Here is a 20,948-nt window from a genome sequence, read left to right as displayed (position 1 = left end):
ATTTGGGAGATGTTTATGGTTGCAGCCAATAAGAATGAATTTGTTTTTTTACCTTTAGGAGGTGTAGGTGAAATAGGGATGAATCTCGCTGCTTATGGATTTGGTCCCCAAAATCTTCGTGAGTGGCTGCTTGTTGATATGGGAGTTAGTTTTGCTGGTTCTGAATTACCAGGTGTCGATCTTGTTTTGCCTGATATTCGTTTTCTAGAAAGTGAAAAACATAATATACGGGGTCTTGTTTTAACACATGCACATGAAGATCATTATGGAGCCGTTCTTGATTTATGGCCAAAGTTACAAGTTCCAATTTACTGTACGCCTTTTACGGCAGGATTATTAGAAAGTAAAAGGCAAGCAGATTTTGAATTTCATAAAATTTCATGTAATATTTTTCAAGCTGGTGATTGTTTTCAGGTAGGTTCCTTTGCTGTAGAGGCTATAGCCGTTAACCATTCAATACCAGAATCTGTCTCTTTGGCAATTACAACGTCTTTAGGGACCGTAATCCATACGGGTGATTGGAAAATTGATCATACCCCTTCACTCGGGGCTCTAACCGATGAAAAAAGGTTTCGTGCTTTAGGCAAAAAAGGTGTTTTAGCATTACTTTGTGATTCCACAAATGCGTGTCGGGATGGTATATCTCCATCAGAGCAGCAGGTTCAAACCAGTCTTTCTGAGATTATTTTAAAAGCTGAAGGGCGCGTTGCGATAGCGACTTTTGCTTCTAATATTGGTCGGATACGTTCTATTGCTCTTGCCGCTGAAGCTTCTGGGCGTAAGGTACTCGTCATTGGGCGTTCCCTTAAGCGAAGTATTATGGTTGCACAAGAGCTTGGTTATATGAATGGTTTAGCACCATTTGTAACGGAAGATGATTATGGCTACATCTCGCGAAAAGATCTTGTTTTAATTGTCACAGGGAGCCAAGGTGAGCCATGTGCTGCTTTGGCTAAACTGTCACGTGATGGAATGAAAAATATTGCACTTTCCACTGGTGATACCGTTATTTATTCATCACGAAGTATTCCAGGAAATGAAAAAGCGATTATTGAGGTACAAAATCGTTTCATTGATTTGGGTATTAAAATTATTACGAATGAAGATGCACTTGTTCATGTTTCAGGCCATCCCCGTCGTTCAGAACTTTTACAGATGTATGATTGGATAAAGCCACAAATACTTGTCCCTGTACATGGGGAAGCAATGCATCTTAAGGCTCAGGCAACTTTAGCACGTCAAGCAGGTATTAAAACTGTTATAGATATCAGAAATGGCCATATGTTACGTCTTGCACCAGAGCCTGTAGAAGTTATTGATCAAGTTCCTGTTGGCCGCATCTATAAGGATGGTTGCCTAATTGGAGATGAAGATGAATTAGGGATTCGTGAACGCCGCAAACTAAGTTATGCTGGTCATGTTACTATTTCTCTCCATATAAATAGTAAGCATGAATTATTAGGGGATATCGGTCTAACAACATTCGGGTTACCTGAAAGTAATGGAAAGGGGGAAAGTTTAAAAGATATTCTTTTAGATATCGTAGAAAATACAGTTTATAATATCCCACGCATGAAACAGAAAAATAATGAACTTATTCGAGAGGCAACACGACGTGCAGTAAGAGCGGCTGTTCATGAAATTTGGCAAAAAAAACCTATCTGTACAGTTTTTTTACATCGGTCAAAATAAAAGAACTTTCCTATTACGTTATTTAAAAAGAGAAGAGCATTTTTATTTTATTGCTAAATAAGAAAAATAGAGAATAAAGCACAATAAATTTTTAAATGATAAGATCGTTATATTTGCAAGTATTCAGAATGCGGCTATAGATGAATAGAGGGTGTGATAAATTGTTCCGATATGATAGGTCTGATTAGGAGTTAATTATTTCAATGCGTCTTTCTCAATATTTCCTTCCACTTTTAAAAGAGAATCCTAAAGAAGCAGAAATTGTTTCTCATCGCTTCATGTTGCGCGCTGGAATGATTCGACAACAAACATCAGGGATTTATTCTTGGCTTCCTTTGGGAAAAAAAGTGCTTGATAAAGTTTGTAAAATTATTCGTGAAGAGCAAGAACGTGCGGGTGCAATAGAAATATTGATGCCTACAATTCAGTCTGCTGATCTTTGGCGTGAAAGCGGTCGTTATGATGATTATGGTTTGGAAATGCTCCGCATTAAAGATCGTCAAAAGCGTGATTTACTTTATGGTCCAACCAATGAAGAGATGGTAACAGATATTTTTCGCTCATATGTTCGTTCTTATAAAGATCTTCCGCTTAATTTGTATCATATTCAATGGAAATTTCGTGATGAAATTCGTCCACGTTTTGGTGTGATGCGAGCACGAGAATTTTTAATGAAAGATGCTTATTCTTTTGATCTTGATTATGAAGGCTCTAAAACATCTTATAATCGTATGTTTGTTGCTTATTTACGCACTTTTTCTCGCCTTGGCTTAAAAGCAATTCCTATGCGTGCAGATACAGGTCCAATAGGGGGGGAACTCAGTCATGAATTTATCATTTTGGCTGAAACAGGAGAGAGTGCTATCTTCTGTGATAAACAATTTCTTGAACTTACCGTTCCTGATAGTTCAATCGATTTTAGTGATAAAGCTGTTTTAGATGATATTGTTAAGCAATGGACATCTTTTTATGCAGCAACGGAAGAAATGCATAATGAAGAGGAGTGGGCTAAAGTTTCTGATCATAATCGTCTTTCAGCGCGCGGTATTGAAGTAGGGCATATTTTCCACTTTGGTACTAAATATTCTGCTCCAATGGGAGCAAAAGTTATGGGACAAGATGGAAAAGAGCATGTGGTCTCTATGGGATCTTATGGTATTGGGCCTTCGCGTCTTGTTGCGGCCGCTATTGAGGCTTCTCATGATGAAAATGGTATTATTTGGCCAAAGTCGATGGCACCGTTTGATTTTGGGATTATCAATATGAAGCCCGATGATGAAAAATGCACACAGGCATGTGAGTTTCTCTATCAGGGATTAAAGAAGGTTGGTTTTGATCCGTTATTAGATGATAGAAATGAACGCCCTGGATCAAAATTTGCAACAATGGATTTGATTGGTTTGCCAACGCAAATTATTGTTGGTCCTAACAGCATTGCACAAAATGAAGTTGAAATTAAAGATCGAAAAACAGGAATAAAAAAATCTCTAAAGGTTGAAGATGTGCTCAGCCAACTTTCTATAATTTAATAGGAAATGTTATGAAGAGGCTGAAAAATAAAGGTTTTTCATCTTATGAGTGGATGATCGCTTTTCGTTATATGATTCCCAATAAAAAACATGTCGTTGCCTCTGTTATTTCAATTATTTCTCTTATTGGGATTATGTTGGGCGTATTTGCTCTGGTCGTTGTTATGGCGGTGATGAATGGCTTTCGTACAGAACTTCTCAATCGTATTCTTGGTATGAATGGGCATCTTATTATTCAAACAGTTGATTCTGGTTTTGCTGATTATAAGACTCTTATTTCTTCTTTAGAAACTACAAATGGCGTGAAGTTTGCTTTGCCTGTTATTGAAGGTCAAGCACTTGTTCAAGGTGAAGTTCAAGGTGGCTCTGGCGCGTTAGTTCGTGGTATGCGCAAACAAGATCTAGATAAGCTTAAAACAGTCTCTCAAAATATTAAATTAGGATCGATTTCTCGGTTTGATCAAGAAGAAGGTGTTGCAATTGGAAGTGGCTTAGCAGAAAAATTAGGATTAACAGTTGGAAGAGATATTCGTATCATTACTCCAGATGGTGATGAGACTCCTTTTGGCGTTACGCCACGAGTGAAAGCTTATAAAGTCGTTGCTATTTTTGAAGTTGGTATGTCTGAATACGATTCAATATTTGTCTTTATGCCTCTTCATGAAGCACAAATGTTTTTTAATTTAGGCGATAAGGTTCAGTCTTTAGAGTTATTTTTAAATGATCCTGATGCAGTTGATCAAATAAAACCCGTTGTAGAAAAAGCAGTTGATCAACAGGTTTATTTAATTGATTGGCGTACACGTAATCAGGCTTTTTTTTCAGCTTTACAGATTGAACGAAATGTTATGTTTTTCATTCTTTCTCTGATCGTTCTTGTTGCTGCTTTAAATATTATTTCAGGACTGATTATGCTTGTAAAAGATAAAAGTCATGATATTGCAATTTTACGCACGATGGGTGCTCAACAAAGTGCGATTTTGCGTATATTTATCATTACAGGAATGATGATTGGTTTTATTGGAACGATATTGGGCTTAATTTTAGGTGTTATCGCGACCGCGAATATTAATCATATCCAAGACTTTATCTCTTGGTTATTTAATGTCGACGTTTTTAATCCTCAACTTTATTTTTTAACAAAATTGCCTGCACAAATTGAGTGGAAACAGACCGTCTTGGTTGCTGTGATGGCTTTATTCTTGTCATTTCTTGCTGCTCTCATTCCGGCATGGCGTGCTGCTAAGCTAGATCCCGTACAAGCTTTGAGGTATGAATAATGACAGCTATTTTAGAGCTTGTAGAGATTGAAAGACGCTTTTTCGAGGGTCATAAGCCGCTCATTGTTTTAGATAAAGCGAATTTTACTCTTAATCGTGGAGAGCTTGTTGCACTTGTTGCACCATCTGGTGCTGGAAAATCAACACTTCTTCATATTGCTGGATTATTAGAAAAACCAACCGCTGGTGATGTGATGTTACGAGGTGTTTCTTGTGCAAAGCGTTCTGATAGTGAGCGAACAGCTATAAGACGAAATGATATTGGTTTTGTTTATCAATTTCATCATTTACTTCCAGAGTTTACGGCGTTAGAAAATGTTATGATACCGCAAATGATAGCAGGATTAAAAAAATCCATAGCAGAAGATCGTGCGCGCAAATTATTAACGTATCTGCGTATTTCTCATCGTGCGAACCATCGTCCCTCAGAGTTATCGGGAGGAGAACAACAACGTGTTGCTATTGCACGTGCAGTCGCAAATGGCCCTTCAGTTCTTTTGGCTGATGAACCTACAGGAAATCTTGATCCCGTAACTTCAGCTTATGTTTTTCAAGCTTTATCTATCCTTGTTCGTCAGTCTGGTCTTTCTGCTCTTATTGCAACACATAATTACGCTTTGGCTAAGCAAATGCATCGTCGAATTACACTTAAAGAACAAAAGATTATAGAACTTCCTTAAAGCAAGGTACAAATTTTATACGACTAATTGAATAGTTTATATTACTTTATTCAAGGAGATTTTTTATGACAGTTTTTGTCGTTGACAAAAATCAATTAGATGCGCGTCGTCGCCGGTTGATTTTTCGTGCATGGCATCGCGGTATTCGTGAAATGGATCTCATTTTTGGGCATTATGTTGATGCTCATATCACTGAGATGAATGATAAAACGCTCTCTGAACTTGAGTATATTATGTCTTTTGACGACCGTGATTTACTCACATGGATGACTGGAGAAATTTCACCCCCCTCTGAAGTTGATAGTCCACTTTTTCGTGATATTTCTAATTATCGTTTTTGCTTAAGTTATTGATTCAAATGCCTATATTTAAAAAAATTGTTATTCCAAAAAATAGTCCTGTTCGTATGATTTTTGATGGCGTTACTGATGGATTTGAAGCCTTTGCGCTTGCTAAGTTAAGTTCAGAAATTGGACAAGGCAAACCGCTCATCTATGTTGTTCATGACGGAACAAAAATTGCGCATTTACAACAAGTTTTAAATTTTATTGAACCCAATTTGCCCGTACTTCAATTTCCTGCATGGGATTGTTTGCCTTATGATCGCGTATCACCAGGAATTGCTGTCATGTCCCGTCGACTATCAGCTTTGGCACGCATAGCAAATTTACGTCAAAACCCACATCCTGCAATTATATTAACTACAGCAAATGCAATTATGCAAAAGTTGCCTCCTCGTGAAATGATAGAAGCTCAGCTTATTCACTTACATGTTGGCCAACGCAATAACATGGGAAATCTAATTCAATTCTTAGAAACCAACGGTTTTGAACGCGTTACGGTTGTCCGTGATGTTGGTGAGTTTGCTGTAAGAGGAGGAATACTTGATATCTTTTCTCCTATGGATGTTGAACCTTTACGCCTTGATTTTTTTGGAGATACCCTAGAAAGCATCCGCGTATTTGATCCAGAAAGTCAAAGGACAACACGTCAAAAAACTGAACTTTTATTACAGGCAATGAGTGAGGTTGTTCTTACACCAGAACGCATCAGCCGATTTAAAAGCAATTATACCCGTACATTTGGTGTATTACAAAAAAATAACATGCTTTATGAAGCAATTGCTCAAGGTCGGCGTTTTGCCGGTATGGAACATTGGCTTCCATTTTTTTATGAAGAGCTTGACACTTTTTTTGACCATTGTGGCAACCTACCGCTTGTTTTTGAGCATCTTATAGAAGAAGTTTTCATTGAGCGCTATCGCCTTATTGAAGACTATTATAACGCGCGCAAAGAGCGCGAAAATGATAAAGAAAATTCTACTTCTTATCATCCAATAGACCCTAGTCTTCTCTATTTAACGCCAGAGCGTGTTTTGGAATGTGTGCAACAATCTTCACAGCGTATTGATTTTTCGCCTTTTAATATTCCACAAAGTTTGGAACAAACTGTTATTCACGCACATGTTAAACAGGGATATGATTTTGTAAAAGAGCGTAATGCGCAGGAAAAAAATGTTTTTTCAAGTGTTATTGATCACATCGCATCTTTACGCGCTGCGGGCAAAAAAGTACTTTTAGCGTGTTGGAGTGAAGGATCTCTCAATCGTTTAGTACAAGTTCTCGACGAGCATGGATTAAAAAAAATAGATGTTGTAAAATCCTTGCAAACTGTCAAAGCAACACCACGAGATCATATATTAGCAGCCGTTATCATGATAGAACATGGTTTTGAGGCTGAAGATTTAGCTATTATAGCAGAGCAGGATATCCTAGGTGATCGCTTCATCAGATCACCAAAGCGGCGTAAGAATAATACAAATTTTATTTCTGAAATTTCTGCTTTAAATTCTGGTGATATTGTTGTGCATATCGACCACGGTATTGGCCAATTTGTTGGTCTTAAAACCATCACAACCACTGGAATTTTACGAGATTGCCTTGAAATTAAATATGCTGGAGGTGATCTCCTCTTTTTACCTGTTGAAAATATTGAGCTTCTCTCACGTTATGGCTCAGAAGGAACAGAGGTAACGTTAGATAAATTAGGAGGTGTTGCTTGGCAAGCACGTAAAGCTCGGCTTAAAAAACATTTATTGGAAATGGCAGGGCAATTAATCCGTATAGCTGCAGAGCGTATGACTCGTGCTGCGCCTGCTTTACTTCCACCAATTGGACCATTTGATGAGTTTGTTGCTTGCTTTCCCTATGAAGAAACGGAAGATCAAATGAATGCAATTGATGCTGTTTTGGATGATCTAGCCTCAGGTAAGCCGATGGATCGCTTGATATGCGGTGATGTTGGTTTTGGAAAAACTGAAGTAGCCATTCGAAGTGCTTTTGTTGCAGCATTAAATGGATATCAGGTTGCGGTTGTTGTACCAACAACTTTGCTTTCACGTCAACATTACAAAACATTTATTTCGCGTTTTCAAGGATTACCAGTTAAAATTGGACATGCTTCGAGGCTTGTAAAAGCGAAAGAACTTGCACGCGTAAAAAAAGGTGTTTCAGATGGTACAATCGATATTGTCATTGGAACCCATGCATTATTAAGTGGTGCAGTTAATTTTTTACGGTTAGGCCTTCTTATCATTGATGAGGAACAGCATTTTGGTGTCAAACACAAAGAGCGTTTAAAAGAGCTTAAAAGTGATATTCATGTTCTCACACTTTCAGCAACTCCCATACCACGCACTTTAGGGTTAGCTTTATCGGGTGTACGTGAACTTTCATTGATAACAACCCCCCCCATTGATAGAATGGCGGTTCGTACTTTTATTTCACCCTTTGATGCACTTGTTATACGAGAGACCCTGCTTCGAGAATATTATCGTGGTGGACAAAGTTTCTATGTTTGTCCTCGTATTTCTGATCTGGCTTTTGTAGAAGAATATCTTAAAACACATGTGCCAGAACTGAAATTCGTTGTGGCTCATGGACAAATGCCAGCTGGACAACTTGATGATATTATGAATGCATTTTACGATGGGCAATATGATGTTTTACTATCGACAACCATTATTGAATCTGGTCTTGATATTCCAGCAGCCAATACATTAATTGTGCATCGCGCTGAGATGTTTGGCCTTTCTGCCCTTTATCAGTTACGTGGTAGGGTAGGGCGTTCAAAACAACGTGCTTATGCTCTCTTTACATTTCCTTCTGGTAAAGTTTTAACAGCTGCTGCCGATCGCCGTCTTAAAGTTTTACAATCTCTTGATACCTTAGGGGCTGGGTTTCAATTGGCAAGCCATGACATGGATATCCGCGGTTCAGGCAATTTTTTAGGTGAAGAGCAGTCGGGGCATATCAAAGAAGTTGGATTTGAACTCTATCAAAAAATGCTTGAAGAAGCTGTTGCTGAATTAAAAGATGGAGAGCTAAATGAAGATAAGCAATGGTCTCCTCAAATTTCACTTGGTACAACAGTGATGATACCAGAGAGTTTCGTGCCTGACTTATCATTACGTATGGGACTTTATCGTCGTTTAACAGAACTTGATGATTTAGAACAAATTGATGAATTTGCAGCGGAGTTAATTGATCGCTTTGGTCCTTTACCCATTGAGGTTCAACACCTTCTTAAAGTCTTTTATATCAAAACATTGTGTCGAAAAGCGCATGTAGAAAAATTAGATACAGGACCAAAAGGGATTGTTATACAGTTTCGTAATAACTATTTCGCAAATAGTGTTGCTCTTGTTCAGTGGGTTGGGAAACAAGGTTCAATGGCAAAAATCCGACCAGATCAAAGTATTGCTCTTATTCGTGATTGGTCCACAGCGGATGAAAGGCTTGTTGGAGCAGCGAATATTATGACACAGCTTGTCGAAATGGCAGAACAACATTCTGTTTAAAAAATATCTTTATTATTTTAGAATTGTTACTCATTTATTATAAAATAATTCTATAAAAACAAACAGTTATTGATTTTGTATAAGAATAAAATTTAAGTTTATAATAAAGAGCCATTATATATTTATTTGGTTTTTATTATATACGCATTGATACAATGAAGGAAATAGATTAGACGGCTTAACAGCAATAAATAGCACTTTCAATATAATAAGCTAATAAGCTCCTGTAAATTTTTTAGAAATAATTTAGGTAAAGATAGCATGCTTTCTTCATTACAAAAGTGTCTAACTATCGTTTTTTTGTTACTCACTTTAATACATGGCGTAAAAAACGCTTATGCTGAGTTATCTTCTGATGAACAATACCAACATTTAAAAAACAAAAGAAAGAATATTAAAGAGAGCATACAATTTATTGAAGAAAGTATATCTCATTTGTGGATATTTGGGAAAAAAATATTTCTAAAGCAGAATACTATGAGCGTTTACAGGAACGGAATAAGTTATATAAAAAACTGAAAACTCTGAAGGATGAATATTATAATCTTGGTTCGAAATTACAGGATCTAGCTGAAAAAAAACAAAAAATTATCTCTAAAATACATATAGCGAGAGAGTATGAAGTAGGGGAGTATGAAGAAAAGTTGATTAAAGCAAAAGACTATTAAAAAAAAACTCAAACGTTTAATGAATGGGGAATGAATGAGAAAAGTGGAGGTGATGATGAGATAATGAAAAATTATCTCATATTTATTATTGCTTGCAATACGTTAGGGGATATATTGCAAAGTGATATAGGTGCTATTTTGCGCAAAGATTTTGATTGGAAAGATAAAGATTTTAGTTGGGCTAAAGGCGCAAATAATTCAATAAGTCCTAGTTTAGTCAGGGATATTAAAGAATTACTAACAGATGGCTCTTATAGTTATGAAAAACAAATATTTGACGATATAAAAAATAGTCTTACAGGAGATAATTGGTTTGTTAAAAATGCACCTAAGCTTTGTAATACCATTAAAGAAGTACATAATATAATGCTTCCAAACAAGAAAAAGAATATTATAGATCGTATGCGTTTTCATGTTGAAGAATTATTCAATTAAAAATTATTTATTTGATTTATGTTGAATTATATTCAAAATAGAAAAATACTTAATTTTTCGTAACATTATAGTTTAGAAAATTCATAAAAAATAATGCTATGGGAATATCCAATTAAAAATTTACTTATACAAATACAGAGAAATTAAGATAATATACTAAATAATAGTTAAAATATATTTTAATTTTTTGTTTTTAATCATTATTTATAATAAAGTAATTTTATACACATAAGATAGTATATATTGTTCTTATCATATAATATTTATTATATATATATTAAATAATAAACTTATATATATTTTTTGTGTTTGTAGTTTTTTTATTTTTATCTGATTAATTATTTTAATGACGATACAACTCATATCATAAATCTTGTTTTATTAATACGATAAGAGAGATATTTTATAGCTCTAAGTTGTGTTATATAGAGAAACAAAATGATATTTTTTATTCACGTTATAAAACTGAGAGATGATATTTGTACAGAAGTGCAATAATAGATGTTTAATATATGAGCATAAATTTATTATGGCTTTGGGCACGTGAGATGATTCATAGGGGGGGTATTCCTTTGTTCAGTAGTTTTATCTATAAAACTAACTCCGCTTGTGATGTGCAAGTGGATAAATTTTATTGATTCAATATAAGAGAGGTTTGCGCTATTAGGATCTTTCATGCAATATAGAAAAAAGATAAATTATTATTATAAATTAATATGTTATTATATTTTAAGAAAGTTTATTATAAATAAAATATTTTCAGCAGTTATAGATTTTCTCTCTAAGAAAATGTGTTGTTTAATTAAGAAAAAAGCACTTCTTTAGTAACGTATTTTTAAACTAAACTTTTTAGTTAAACGCTATGGAATATAAAATTTTTATTACAAAAGCGTATCACTATTATTTTGTAAACAAGGGCAGAAAATTGTTCATTAGGAAAAAGTTCTCTTACAATTATGCAGAAATTTTAGACAATCAGTGATTTTAATTCATTAAATGTTTCAATAATATCGTAGATGATTTTGTTTTTGTGTATCACACGAGGCACATAAGGAAAACAGTAAAATTTATCTGATATTTTGGAGCTTCATGCATTGCAACAACCTGTTGCTAAGGCTCTATAAGCTTAACATGAAGAGTAATAAATGTAAAAAGTTTAATTAGTAAGTTTTTTAGAGTAGTATCAGAGTTTATTTTAATTAATATTGCAATATTGATTCGTTTGTGTAATCTTAGTTTAAATGCACAGAGGTATTTTATAGATAGATTGTATCCAATACCAATGTGATGAAGAGGGGAATTATATGAGTGTATAAAAATTAGAATGGCTCGTTGTATTTTTTCTCTAAATTTGACTTTTTTTTATATATTGAAGTAAAAATAGTAAAATTAATTGTTATTTCATTATAATTTAATAAATTTAAGTTGGAATTATATTTAATATTTTTTTGAAGTTACTTAAGAGCGCGTTGAAAGGATTAACTTAATCATGTCGCATAAAAATGTTTATTCTGCTGTTTCAGTATTAGTTGGAGCCGCTGCCCTTTTTCTTATAGCTGGTATTTCTGCAAATGCGCAAACTTTATCACAAGGTTGGTACAAAGTTTGCAGTAAGCAGCATGATGTTGATATTTGTAATACAATGAATACTGTATTATCGAATACGGGACAACCTTTAACGGCTTTTAATCTTGTTGAAATAAAAGGAAAGCAAAATGAGAAACGTATAGGTATTCAAGTACCTACAGGTCGTTTTTTGCCAGAAGGTGTTCACATTAAAATCGGTGACGAGTTCTCTAAAAAAATTCCTTATATTATTTGTAATGGACCAAGTTGTATTGCTAATGATGTCTTAGATGATAAGCTTATAGCAGCTATGAAAAGTGGTACAAAAATGGTTGTAACCACAGTTAATTTCCGTGGTTCAGCTAATCCTATTGAATTTTCTCTTAATGGGTTTACAGCAGCCTATACCGGTCCTGGTATGGAGGAAAAAGATTTCCAACAAGAACAAATAAAGCTGCAGCAAGCCATTCAATCAAAGCAAAAAGAAATTGAAGAGCGTATGCGGGCTGAGCAAGAAAAAGCAAAACAAAAATAATAAACCCCCACCATAGAATTGGTCGAAACGTTTTCTATAATTGTTTATTTGAGCCGCCACAGTTTTCTGTGGCGGTTTTTAAAATCCTTAATTTTCCGAAACAATTCTGCGTTTCCACCACCCAATACGTTCAGTTTTGGAAGAATCATTAGGCGTTGATGAAATAACAACGGGTTGATTAATTGTTTCTTCGATTTGGGAAGGAGAGGTTTCAACAACTTCCTCCATCTCGATTACAGTTTCTTTCTCTAATATTTTTTGTATTTGCGTTATCTCTTTAGAAGATGATTTTTTACGTGTTCCACGTGTTGATTTTTTACTCTTTTCAAGAGTTTTATCTTCTACCTCATGAATAGCTTTATCTGCTTTTTTTGTTTTAGTTTTACGCATAAAACTGGTTGTAGGTTTTTCTTCAGGAGATTTTTGTTCTGCAATATTTTGGTCATTCTCTAAAGGAAGTTGATTTTCTACTACTTTTGAAGAACGTGTTTTACGTTTTTTAGGTTTAATACTTTTATCAATTTTTTCAGATTCACTCTGTTGTTGTATATCTAGAGCTTGTGTATTATTTTTCGTTTCTTCAAGTTCAAAAGATTTAGCAGGTGAAACACGACGTTTGCGATGCGCTGCTTTAATTTCTGCTAAAGCTTGCTTAGCAAAATCTCCCACTGGTTCTGCATAAGGAACGCGAATCTGATGAAAACTATTATCTTGATTGCGTCGACCACCACGACGTCCTCGACGGCGTCCTCGACGATAAGAATCATCATTCAAGGTATCTTCTTTTTTATGAACGTTGGAGAGAGAATGATCAGTAATTTCACCGTGACGATTTTTGCGCCGACGCTTTTGGTTTGTTTCAATGGGAGAAGGATTTTCAATAGATTCACTTTTTATGAAAACAGAATCTTCAATTTCTTGCTTATTGTCATCTTCCAATGAAGATTGAGAAGTTCTCTCTGCTATTGAGCCTTTAGAAATAACAAGATGTTGTGTTCCAATACTATCATCTGCTTCAATACTAATATTAAGCTTAAAGCGAGCTTCTAAATTAACAAGAATGTTGCGTTTATGATTTAATACATAAAGTGCTGTTGCTACGGGGGTGCGCACGATAATATTATGTTGCGAATTATGAAGAAGATATTCTTCAATTGAGCGCATGACATGCAACGCAATTGATGATTCAGAACGTATATTTCCTGTTCCTGCGCAATGTGGGCAGGGCTGTGTTGTACTTTCTAAAACCGATATGCGAATACGTTGACGACTCATTTCTAAAAGGCCGAAGTGTGAAATATGACCTACTTGAATACGAGCACGATCGTTTTTTAAACAATCTTTTAATTTTTTTTCGACCAGCTTCACATTGCGTTCTTCAAGCATATCAATAAAATCAATCACAATTAAACCAGCAAGGTCACGCAAGCGTAATTGACGCGCAACTTCTTCAGCAGCTTCAAGGTTAGTTTGTAAGGCTGTTTTTTCGACAGAGAATTCTTTCGTAGAGCGGCCAGAATTTACGTCAATAGCAACAAGTGCTTCTGTTTGATTAATAACAAGATAACCACCAGATTTTAAAGAAACCTGTGGTTGCAACATTTTATCAAGTTGAATTTCAATATTATTTCGTGCAAAAATGGGCGTAGGATCACGGTAAGGTTGCACAACTTTTGCATGACTTGGCATGAGCATACGCATAAAGTCTTTCGCTTCACGATATCCTTGGTCTCCAGAGACAAGAATTTCACTAATGTTCTTATTGTAAAGATCTCGTATAGAACGCTTGATGAGATTACTCTCTTCATGGACAAGGCATGGCGCCGTTGACTCGAGTGTCAAAGTGCGAATAGTATCCCATAACCGCATAAGATATTCATAATCACGTTTAATTTCAGCTTTTGTTCTATTGGCACCAGCAGTTCGTAAGATAACGCCCATACCTTTTGGAACGGCTAATTCTTTTACGATTTCTTTAAGACGCTTACGGTCTTGTACGTTCGTAATTTTTCGTGAAATACCACCACCACGTGCTGTGTTGGGCATTAGAACAGAGTAACGACCAGCTAGAGATAGATATGTTGTAAGGGCAGCACCTTTATTACCACGCTCTTCTTTGATGACTTGTACCAACAAAATTTGACGTCGTTTAATCACTTCTTGAATTTTATACTGGCGCCCTTGTTTTCTTTGATAAATTGGAAGCTCTTCACGGATGTCCTCAGCACCGACCATTTCGATCTCATCATCAGAGATATCGGCATTTAATGCTTCTTCTGTATTATCAATTATTGTCGCTTCAGATGTGATGTCACTTTCAATATCGGCTGCTATGACATTGTTTTTTCCATTTTTTTTTGTTCTTCTGGAGCGTTTTTTATTTTTAGTTGCTTCTTCCGTAAAGCTATCTACAGAATTTTCTCCTACAGCTGCTTTTTCCTCTTCTTCAAGAAGAGCAAGGCGATCAGCAATAGGAATTTGATAATAATCAGGATGAATTTCAGAAAATGTTAAAAAACCATGGCGGTTTCCACCGTATTCAACAAAAGCTGCTTGGAGAGACGGTTCCACACGCGTAATCCGTGCGAGATAAATATTCCCCTTGAGCTGTTTTCTATGTTCTGATTCAAAATCAAGTTCTTCAATTTTGTTGCCGTGAACAACAACAACACGAGTTTCCTCCGGATGGGAGGCATCTATAAGCATTTTGTTTGACATAAGTTAATATCCTGAAGGCGACATGCACAATTTTATTCAAACGAACGCTATAACTATTCGTAAACATAAAAGGCTGTCTGCCATAAAAGGGAGGTACCAGAAAAACAGGACGGAACACCACGTGCAGAGGCATGACTGCATTTACACCATTTCTCATCATTATTTCCATCTGTTTTTTATGACTCATATTTCTTAAAAGTCTCCGGTAAAATAATCTTTAAAACAGTTCGGATATCCGAACCAACGAATCTTAAGTAATGCAATCCTAATGTTATAACATAGAAATTTTTCATCCATAAAAAAGTCTCAACGCATAATAGGCAAAAAAACTCTAAAGACAACTTAATATGAGTTACAGATAATTTAGATGACTATTATCAGCTAGGAAGCATAAATATTCTTTTATGTTGATATCATGCGTTTGGCAAGTAACAATGTAAATCATGTATAATTATAATATCTTTATGACTTTAATTTCGTTTTTGGGTGTTTATTTAGCTTTTCTTGAAAAATAGAGAATAAATTGGTGTATCATTTTATATAACCAAGATAAATTATTACAAAGGTAGTGTAGAGTATTTTGCTTATGATAAGAGTTTTTTTTACCAAAAAGCTGAAAACAGCTTATGGGGATGTTATTGTGTTCATCACATACTTTTTATTATCTTTTTTGCTACTCCAAACCAGTGTTCAAGCCGCAGATCCTCTAAGACTTATTAATTTTAGAACCATTGGTGATAGTGTTCATACGCGTATTATTGCGGTTTTTAATTTAAAACCAAATGTTCGTTTACAGATTTTGGATAGGCCGGCACGTTTGGTGATCAATTTACCTACAATTGATTTTTCAATGCAAAATACACCTTTAAAGAAACAGAATACATTATCCATTATGCTTTCAGATGTGCGTTATGCTTTTTCTGACATACAGACTTCACGCATTATTTTGACAAGTAAAACGGCTTTTGTGGTTGAAAAAAATGTCGTAAAAAAATTAAATAATGGTTTATGGCAGTTGCTGATTGATATTCGTAAAAGTACACAAGAAAAATTTGATGAGATATTAAAAAAACAGCAAAGAAGCAATTTTGATACAAAAACACAGCTAATGCCAGCATATAATTTCCGTGTTGTTCTTGATCCTGGTCATGGTGGTATTGATGGTGGTGCACAGGGTGTTACTGGAATTTTAGAAAAAGATGTGACTTTAGACTTTGCGCGTGCATTGCGAGACGAATTACAAAAGGATTCTCATATTACCGTTTCTTTAACACGAGATTCCAATATTTTTTTAAGACTAAGTGAAAGAGTTAAAAAAGCGCAAGAGTTTGATGCTGATCTTTTTATATCTATTCATGCAGATACGATTGATCTACATTCTCTTCGCGGTGCCACAGTGTATACCATATCAGATAAAGCCTCTGATGCCATTGCAAAATCTTTAGCTGAAAATGAAAATAAAGTTGATTTGCTTGATGGTTTGCCTGCAGATGAAACGCTCGAAGTTACAGATATTTTGATGGATCTTACACGACGTGAAACACATACATTTTCGGTTAATTTTGCAAATAGTGTTATTTCAAGTTTATCAAAGAATCATATTAACTTGATTAATAACCCACATCGGTATGCTAATTTTCAAGTTTTAAGAGCTTCAGATATACCCTCAGTCTTGATAGAGATAGGTTATTTATCCAATAAAGAGGATGAAAAGTTATTAAATGATCCTCATTGGAGAAAACAAATGGCAGCCTCTATTGCTCATTCTATTCGTCAATTTGCTGATTATAGACAGAAAATGATACAGCCTCTTTAAATTTGTGAGAAAATAGAGTATCAATATGGGCTTCTAGTGTACCCTAGTATAAATAAAAGATAGAAAACAATTTCTCTTGATCTCAATCTTGTGGTGATATCCACTTGGTGTGTTTGAAGTAACGTATTTTTTTCTTTAATTAATTCTTAAGAAAGCGATAACCGTTTTTATGATGATTTTTTTAAGATACCTTCTTCGTTTTTGTATTGCTGTTGGACTTTGTGGTGCAATAACGTGGGGTGTTATGACCAGTGGTCAAGCAAATGCACTCCCTGATTATGAAGTTCTTTCACTTTATGAGCCGCCAGTAATGACCCGCGTCCATGCTTCTGATGGCCGTCTTATGGCAGAGTTTGCAACAAAACATCGCCTCTATTTACCGATTCAATCAATACCAAAGCTTGTTATAAATGCTTTCATTTCGGCTGAAGACAAAAACTTTTATCATCATTTTGGTTTAGATCCTGAAGGACTTTCTCGCGCTTTGATCAATAATATTCGTAATATTGGTTCTGGAAGACGTCCAGAGGGTGCATCAACTATAACGCAACAAGTCGCTAAAAACTTCCTTTTAAGTTCAGAAACAACGTTAGAACGTAAATTTAAGGAAGCTATTTTAGCAATGCGTATTGAGAAAACTTATTCAAAAGATCATATTCTCGAGCTTTATCTCAATGAAATTTATCTGGGTCGTGGCACTTATGGTATAGCAGCTGCTTCTTTGACTTATTTCAATAAATCCGTCAATGATCTGACGCTAGAACAATGTGCTTATTTGGCTGCTCTTCCAAAAGGACCAGCAAATTATGATCCATTTAAGAATACACAACGTGCTATTGATCGGCGTAATTGGGTTATAGACCGGATGATTGCAAATGGATATGTAACGCGTGAACAAGGTGAAAAAGCGAAAGCTAAACCTTTAGGAGCGACAATCCGTGGGAGTGATAGCTATGTTTTTGCAGCTGATTATTTTACTGAAGAAGTGCGGCGTCGTTTAATACATCGCTATGGGGCTAAAACACTTTATGAAGGTGGGCTTTCCATTCGTACAACGCTTGATCCGCATTTACAACTTATTGCGCGACGTGCTTTGCACGATGGATTAATTAGATTTGATCATGCGCAAGGATGGCGTGGAGCTTATGCGCATATTGATGAGAAAGGTGATTGGGGGACAGAACTTGCAGATATCACAGGGCTAAGTGATGTTCCTGAATGGCGTTTAGCTGTTGTTCTTTCTACTAATCCCAACAAAGTAGAGATTGGTTTACAACCACAGCGCGAAGCTTCAGGTATATTATCAAAAAAACGGGAAATTGCTGTTTTATCTGAAGCTGATTCAAAATGGGCACTCCATATTGTAAAAGAAAATGGTTATCGAAAAACTGTTCAGAATTTATCTCATGTTCTGCAAGTCGGGGATGTCATTTTTGTTGAAAAACTATCCAATACAAACAACACTTATCGTTTACAACAAATTCCAAAGGTTGAAGGTGCAATTGTTGCTATGGAACCTCATACAGGGCGCGTTCTTGCGATGGTGGGAGGATTTTCTTTTGCCGCATCTGAATTCAATCGTGCAACCCAAGCTTATCGCCAACCGGGATCTGCTTTTAAGCCTTTTGTTTATGCAGCAGCTCTTGATAACGGATATACACCAGCATCCGTTGTTTTAGATGGCCCCATTGAAGTTCGTCAATATAATGGTGAAGTTTGGCAACCCAAAAATTATGGAGGTACCTTTGCAGGACCTTCAACATTGCGTTATGGTATTGAGCGTTCTCGTAATCTTATGACAATACGGCTTGCCAATGATATGGGGATGCCTCTTGTCGCTGAATATGCAGAACGTTTTGGGATCGTAGATAAATTGCAGCCTTATCTTCCCATGGCTTTAGGGGCTGGTGAAACAACAGTATTACGGATGGTTACAGCTTATTCCGTTATTGCCAATGGCGGACGCTCTATTAAGCCTTCTCTGATAGACAGAATTCAAGATCGTTATGGGAAGACAATTTATCGTCATGATGATCGTATTTGCGAAAATTGTAATACGAATTCATGGAATAATCAAAGTGAACCCACATTGATTGATGAAAGAGATCAAGTTCTTGACCCTATGACGGCTTATCAAATTACATCGATGATGGAAGGGGTTGTTCAGCGTGGTACTGCGGCACGTTTACGTTATCTTAATCGACATATTGCCGCTAAAACAGGAACAACCAATGACTCTAAAGATGTTTGGTTTATGGGATTTACTCCTGACATTGTCGTTGGTATTTTTGTTGGGTACGATCAACCAGCTCCGTTAGGATATAATGGAACAGGAAGTTCATTAGCTGCTCCTATTTTTGGTGATTTTATGGCAGATGCTCTTAAAGGAAAGCCAGATGTTCCCTTTAAAATGCCAAAGGGTATGATTTTAATGCCAATTAATCGGAAAACAGGAATGCTTGCCGAAAGAGGAGATCAAGATGTCATTATAGAAGCATTTAAACCAGGGACTGGTCCTGCTGATATCTATCAAGTCATTGGAAGTACAAATTCTTTTCAAGAAGGTGTTCCTGCAGTAACGACTTCTCCACAAGTCAATAAAGCTCTTGAAAGTGGGACAGGTGGGCTGTATTAATCGACAAAATCTCCTTTTGCCATGAGACATGGTTTTTATCTCTTTTTTTACAATGTCGGTTCTGTAAATAGAGTGATAGAACTGTACCATTTTCTGATAGCAGCTATTAAATTTGTATAAAAGGCTAAGAGACACAACCAAAAAGAGTTTTTAAAAATACGGTGTTAAATTATGCGAGCAGAAATAGAAACATTAGTTGATGAAATCCAGAAAGCAATACAATTGCTAAGGGGGCATCTTTGACTGGGATCAATCACTAAAGCGTCTTGAATATCTTAATCAAAAAGCGGAAGATCCATCATTATGGGATGATGCACAACGGGCACAGGATATGATGCGTGAGCGTCAACGTCTTGATGATTCAATCAATGGTCTTTTATCATTTACAAAAACACTTGAAGAATGCATTGAGCTTATTGCGATGGGCGAAGAAGAAAGTGATGTGGAAATTATCGCTGATGCAGAAAATTCAATACGTAATCTTAAAAATGAGATAGATAAAAGGCAAATTGATGTACTTCTTTCAGGAGAGGCAGATCCGAATGATAGCTATTTAGAAGTTCATGCTGGAGCAGGGGGAACAGAAAGCCAAGATTGGGCTTCTATGCTCTTACGTATGTATATGCGATGGGCTGAACAGCATGAAATGAAGGTTGAAATTTTAGAAATTCATGATGGAGAAGAAGCAGGAATAAAGTCAGCGACTATTCTTGTAAAAGGGCATAATGCTTATGGACTATTAAAAACAGAATCAGGCGTTCATCGTTTGGTGCGGATTTCCCCATTTGATTCGAATGCAAAGCGCCATACTTCTTTTGCGAGCATTTGGGTCTATCCAGTTATTGATGACAATATTGAAGTTGATGTTTCAGAGGCAGATGTGCGTATTGATACATATCGTGCATCTGGAGCAGGAGGACAACATGTTAACACAACAGATTCTGCTGTTCGCATCACACATATAAAAACGGGTATTGTTGTTCAATGTCAAACAGAGCGTTCTCAGCATAAAAATCGCGCTACGGCTTGGTCGATGTTGCGTGCACGTCTTTATGAAGAAGAACTCAAAAAAAGAGAAGAAGAAACCAATGCTGTTGAATCTTCTAAAACAGAAATTGGATGGGGGCATCAAATTAGATCTTATGTTCTTCAACCCTATCAGCTTGTCAAAGATTTGCGTACAGGAATTGAAAATACGGATCCACAATCCGTACTTAATGGTAATTTAGATGCATTTATAGAGGCAGCACTCGCACGGCGTATTTATGGACAAGACAAAGAAATTGAGGATATTCGTTAATTATATATCCTTCCTTCAAGCCATGTAGATTTTTTCTTAAGCTGTTCATTTTATTGATGTTGTGATGTTACGATAGTCCTTGATACTTTAAAGGTTCAAAGAGGGATTTTTTGTTTCTTTCTTCATTTTTTTTCTCACACGCCAATTCTGCTTATGATATTGCAAGTGATAGGAAGAATCTGAAATAAGAAAAATTTTGGATATTCGGGGGACTAATATAAATGTAAAACAATTC

Annotated in this window: 13 protein-coding genes; 12 read left to right on the top strand and 1 reads right to left on the bottom strand. The window is 35.8% G+C overall.

What is annotated here, in order from left to right; translation table 11 throughout:
- Positions 1-15: 15 nt before the first annotated feature.
- From ACFIJL_RS05440 to ACFIJL_RS05400, 9 genes are all read left to right on the top strand, one after another.
- Positions 16-1,692, top strand: a complete 1,677-nt coding sequence (locus ACFIJL_RS05440) for a ribonuclease J (RefSeq protein WP_375623267.1) — start codon at positions 16-18, stop codon at positions 1,690-1,692.
- Between the two features lie 203 nt (positions 1,693-1,895).
- Positions 1,896-3,221: a proline--tRNA ligase gene (gene proS, locus ACFIJL_RS05435; protein ID WP_375623265.1), complete on the top strand. Its 1,326-nt coding sequence runs from the start codon at positions 1,896-1,898 to the stop codon at positions 3,219-3,221.
- Positions 3,222-3,232: 11 nt separating this feature from the next.
- Complete coding sequence (locus ACFIJL_RS05430; RefSeq protein ID WP_375623263.1) at positions 3,233-4,501, top strand: lipoprotein-releasing ABC transporter permease subunit; 1,269 nt, start codon at positions 3,233-3,235, stop codon at positions 4,499-4,501.
- Positions 4,501-5,181 carry an ABC transporter ATP-binding protein gene (locus tag ACFIJL_RS05425; RefSeq protein WP_375611886.1) on the top strand — a complete coding sequence of 227 codons (681 nt, stop codon included), beginning with the start codon at positions 4,501-4,503 and terminating at the stop codon, positions 5,179-5,181. The genes ACFIJL_RS05430 and ACFIJL_RS05425 overlap by 1 nt, the downstream gene beginning before the upstream one ends.
- A gap of 65 nt (positions 5,182-5,246) precedes the next feature.
- Positions 5,247-5,534, top strand: coding sequence for a succinate dehydrogenase assembly factor 2 (locus ACFIJL_RS05420; RefSeq protein ID WP_375623260.1), 288 nt, complete (start codon positions 5,247-5,249; stop codon positions 5,532-5,534).
- Between the two features lie 5 nt (positions 5,535-5,539).
- A complete protein-coding gene (mfd, locus tag ACFIJL_RS05415; protein WP_375623258.1) occupies positions 5,540-9,040 on the top strand; it encodes a transcription-repair coupling factor in 3,501 nt (1,166 codons plus the stop codon).
- 437 nt (positions 9,041-9,477) lie between these two features.
- Positions 9,478-9,708 carry a hypothetical protein gene (locus ACFIJL_RS05410; protein WP_375623256.1) on the top strand — a complete coding sequence of 77 codons (231 nt, stop codon included), beginning with the start codon at positions 9,478-9,480 and terminating at the stop codon, positions 9,706-9,708.
- 30 nt (positions 9,709-9,738) lie between these two features.
- The gene (locus tag ACFIJL_RS05405) at positions 9,739-10,143 is read left to right on the top strand and encodes a hypothetical protein (protein WP_375623254.1); all 405 of its coding nucleotides are present in this window, start codon (positions 9,739-9,741) and stop codon (positions 10,141-10,143) included.
- Positions 10,144-11,632: 1,489 nt separating this feature from the next.
- The gene (locus ACFIJL_RS05400; protein ID WP_273791265.1) at positions 11,633-12,244 is read left to right on the top strand and encodes an invasion associated locus B family protein; all 612 of its coding nucleotides are present in this window, start codon (positions 11,633-11,635) and stop codon (positions 12,242-12,244) included.
- Between the two features lie 87 nt (positions 12,245-12,331).
- Here ACFIJL_RS05400 and ACFIJL_RS05395 read toward each other — a convergent pair whose 3' ends face one another.
- Positions 12,332-14,962 (bottom strand): ribonuclease E/G, encoded by a 2,631-nt coding sequence (locus ACFIJL_RS05395; protein WP_375623252.1) that lies wholly within the window; start codon positions 14,960-14,962, stop codon positions 12,332-12,334.
- 586 nt (positions 14,963-15,548) lie between these two features.
- Here ACFIJL_RS05395 and ACFIJL_RS05390 point away from each other — a divergent pair.
- The 3 genes from ACFIJL_RS05390 to prfB all read left to right on the top strand — a co-directional run bounded on the left by ACFIJL_RS05390 (position 15,549) and on the right by prfB (position 20,713).
- Complete coding sequence (locus ACFIJL_RS05390; RefSeq protein WP_375623250.1) at positions 15,549-16,778, top strand: N-acetylmuramoyl-L-alanine amidase; 1,230 nt, start codon at positions 15,549-15,551, stop codon at positions 16,776-16,778.
- Between the two features lie 169 nt (positions 16,779-16,947).
- Entirely contained in the window at positions 16,948-19,413 is a 2,466-nt protein-coding gene (locus ACFIJL_RS05385; protein ID WP_375623248.1) for a penicillin-binding protein 1A, read from the top strand.
- Positions 19,414-19,584: 171 nt separating this feature from the next.
- Positions 19,585-20,713 (top strand): peptide chain release factor 2 gene (prfB, locus tag ACFIJL_RS05380; protein WP_375623246.1). Its coding sequence is split into 2 segments (ribosomal slippage): positions 19,585-19,653 and positions 19,655-20,713, totalling 1,128 coding nucleotides; the frame shifts between segments, so codons are not numbered across the junction.
- Positions 20,714-20,948 lie beyond the last annotated feature (235 nt).

It is taken from the genome of Bartonella sp. TT119HLJHH, assembly GCF_042193385.1.
Classification (GTDB): Bacteria; Pseudomonadota; Alphaproteobacteria; order Rhizobiales; family Rhizobiaceae; genus Bartonella.
The sequence above is the reverse complement of the archived record's forward strand: the minus strand, read 5'-3'. Positions and strand labels throughout refer to the sequence as shown.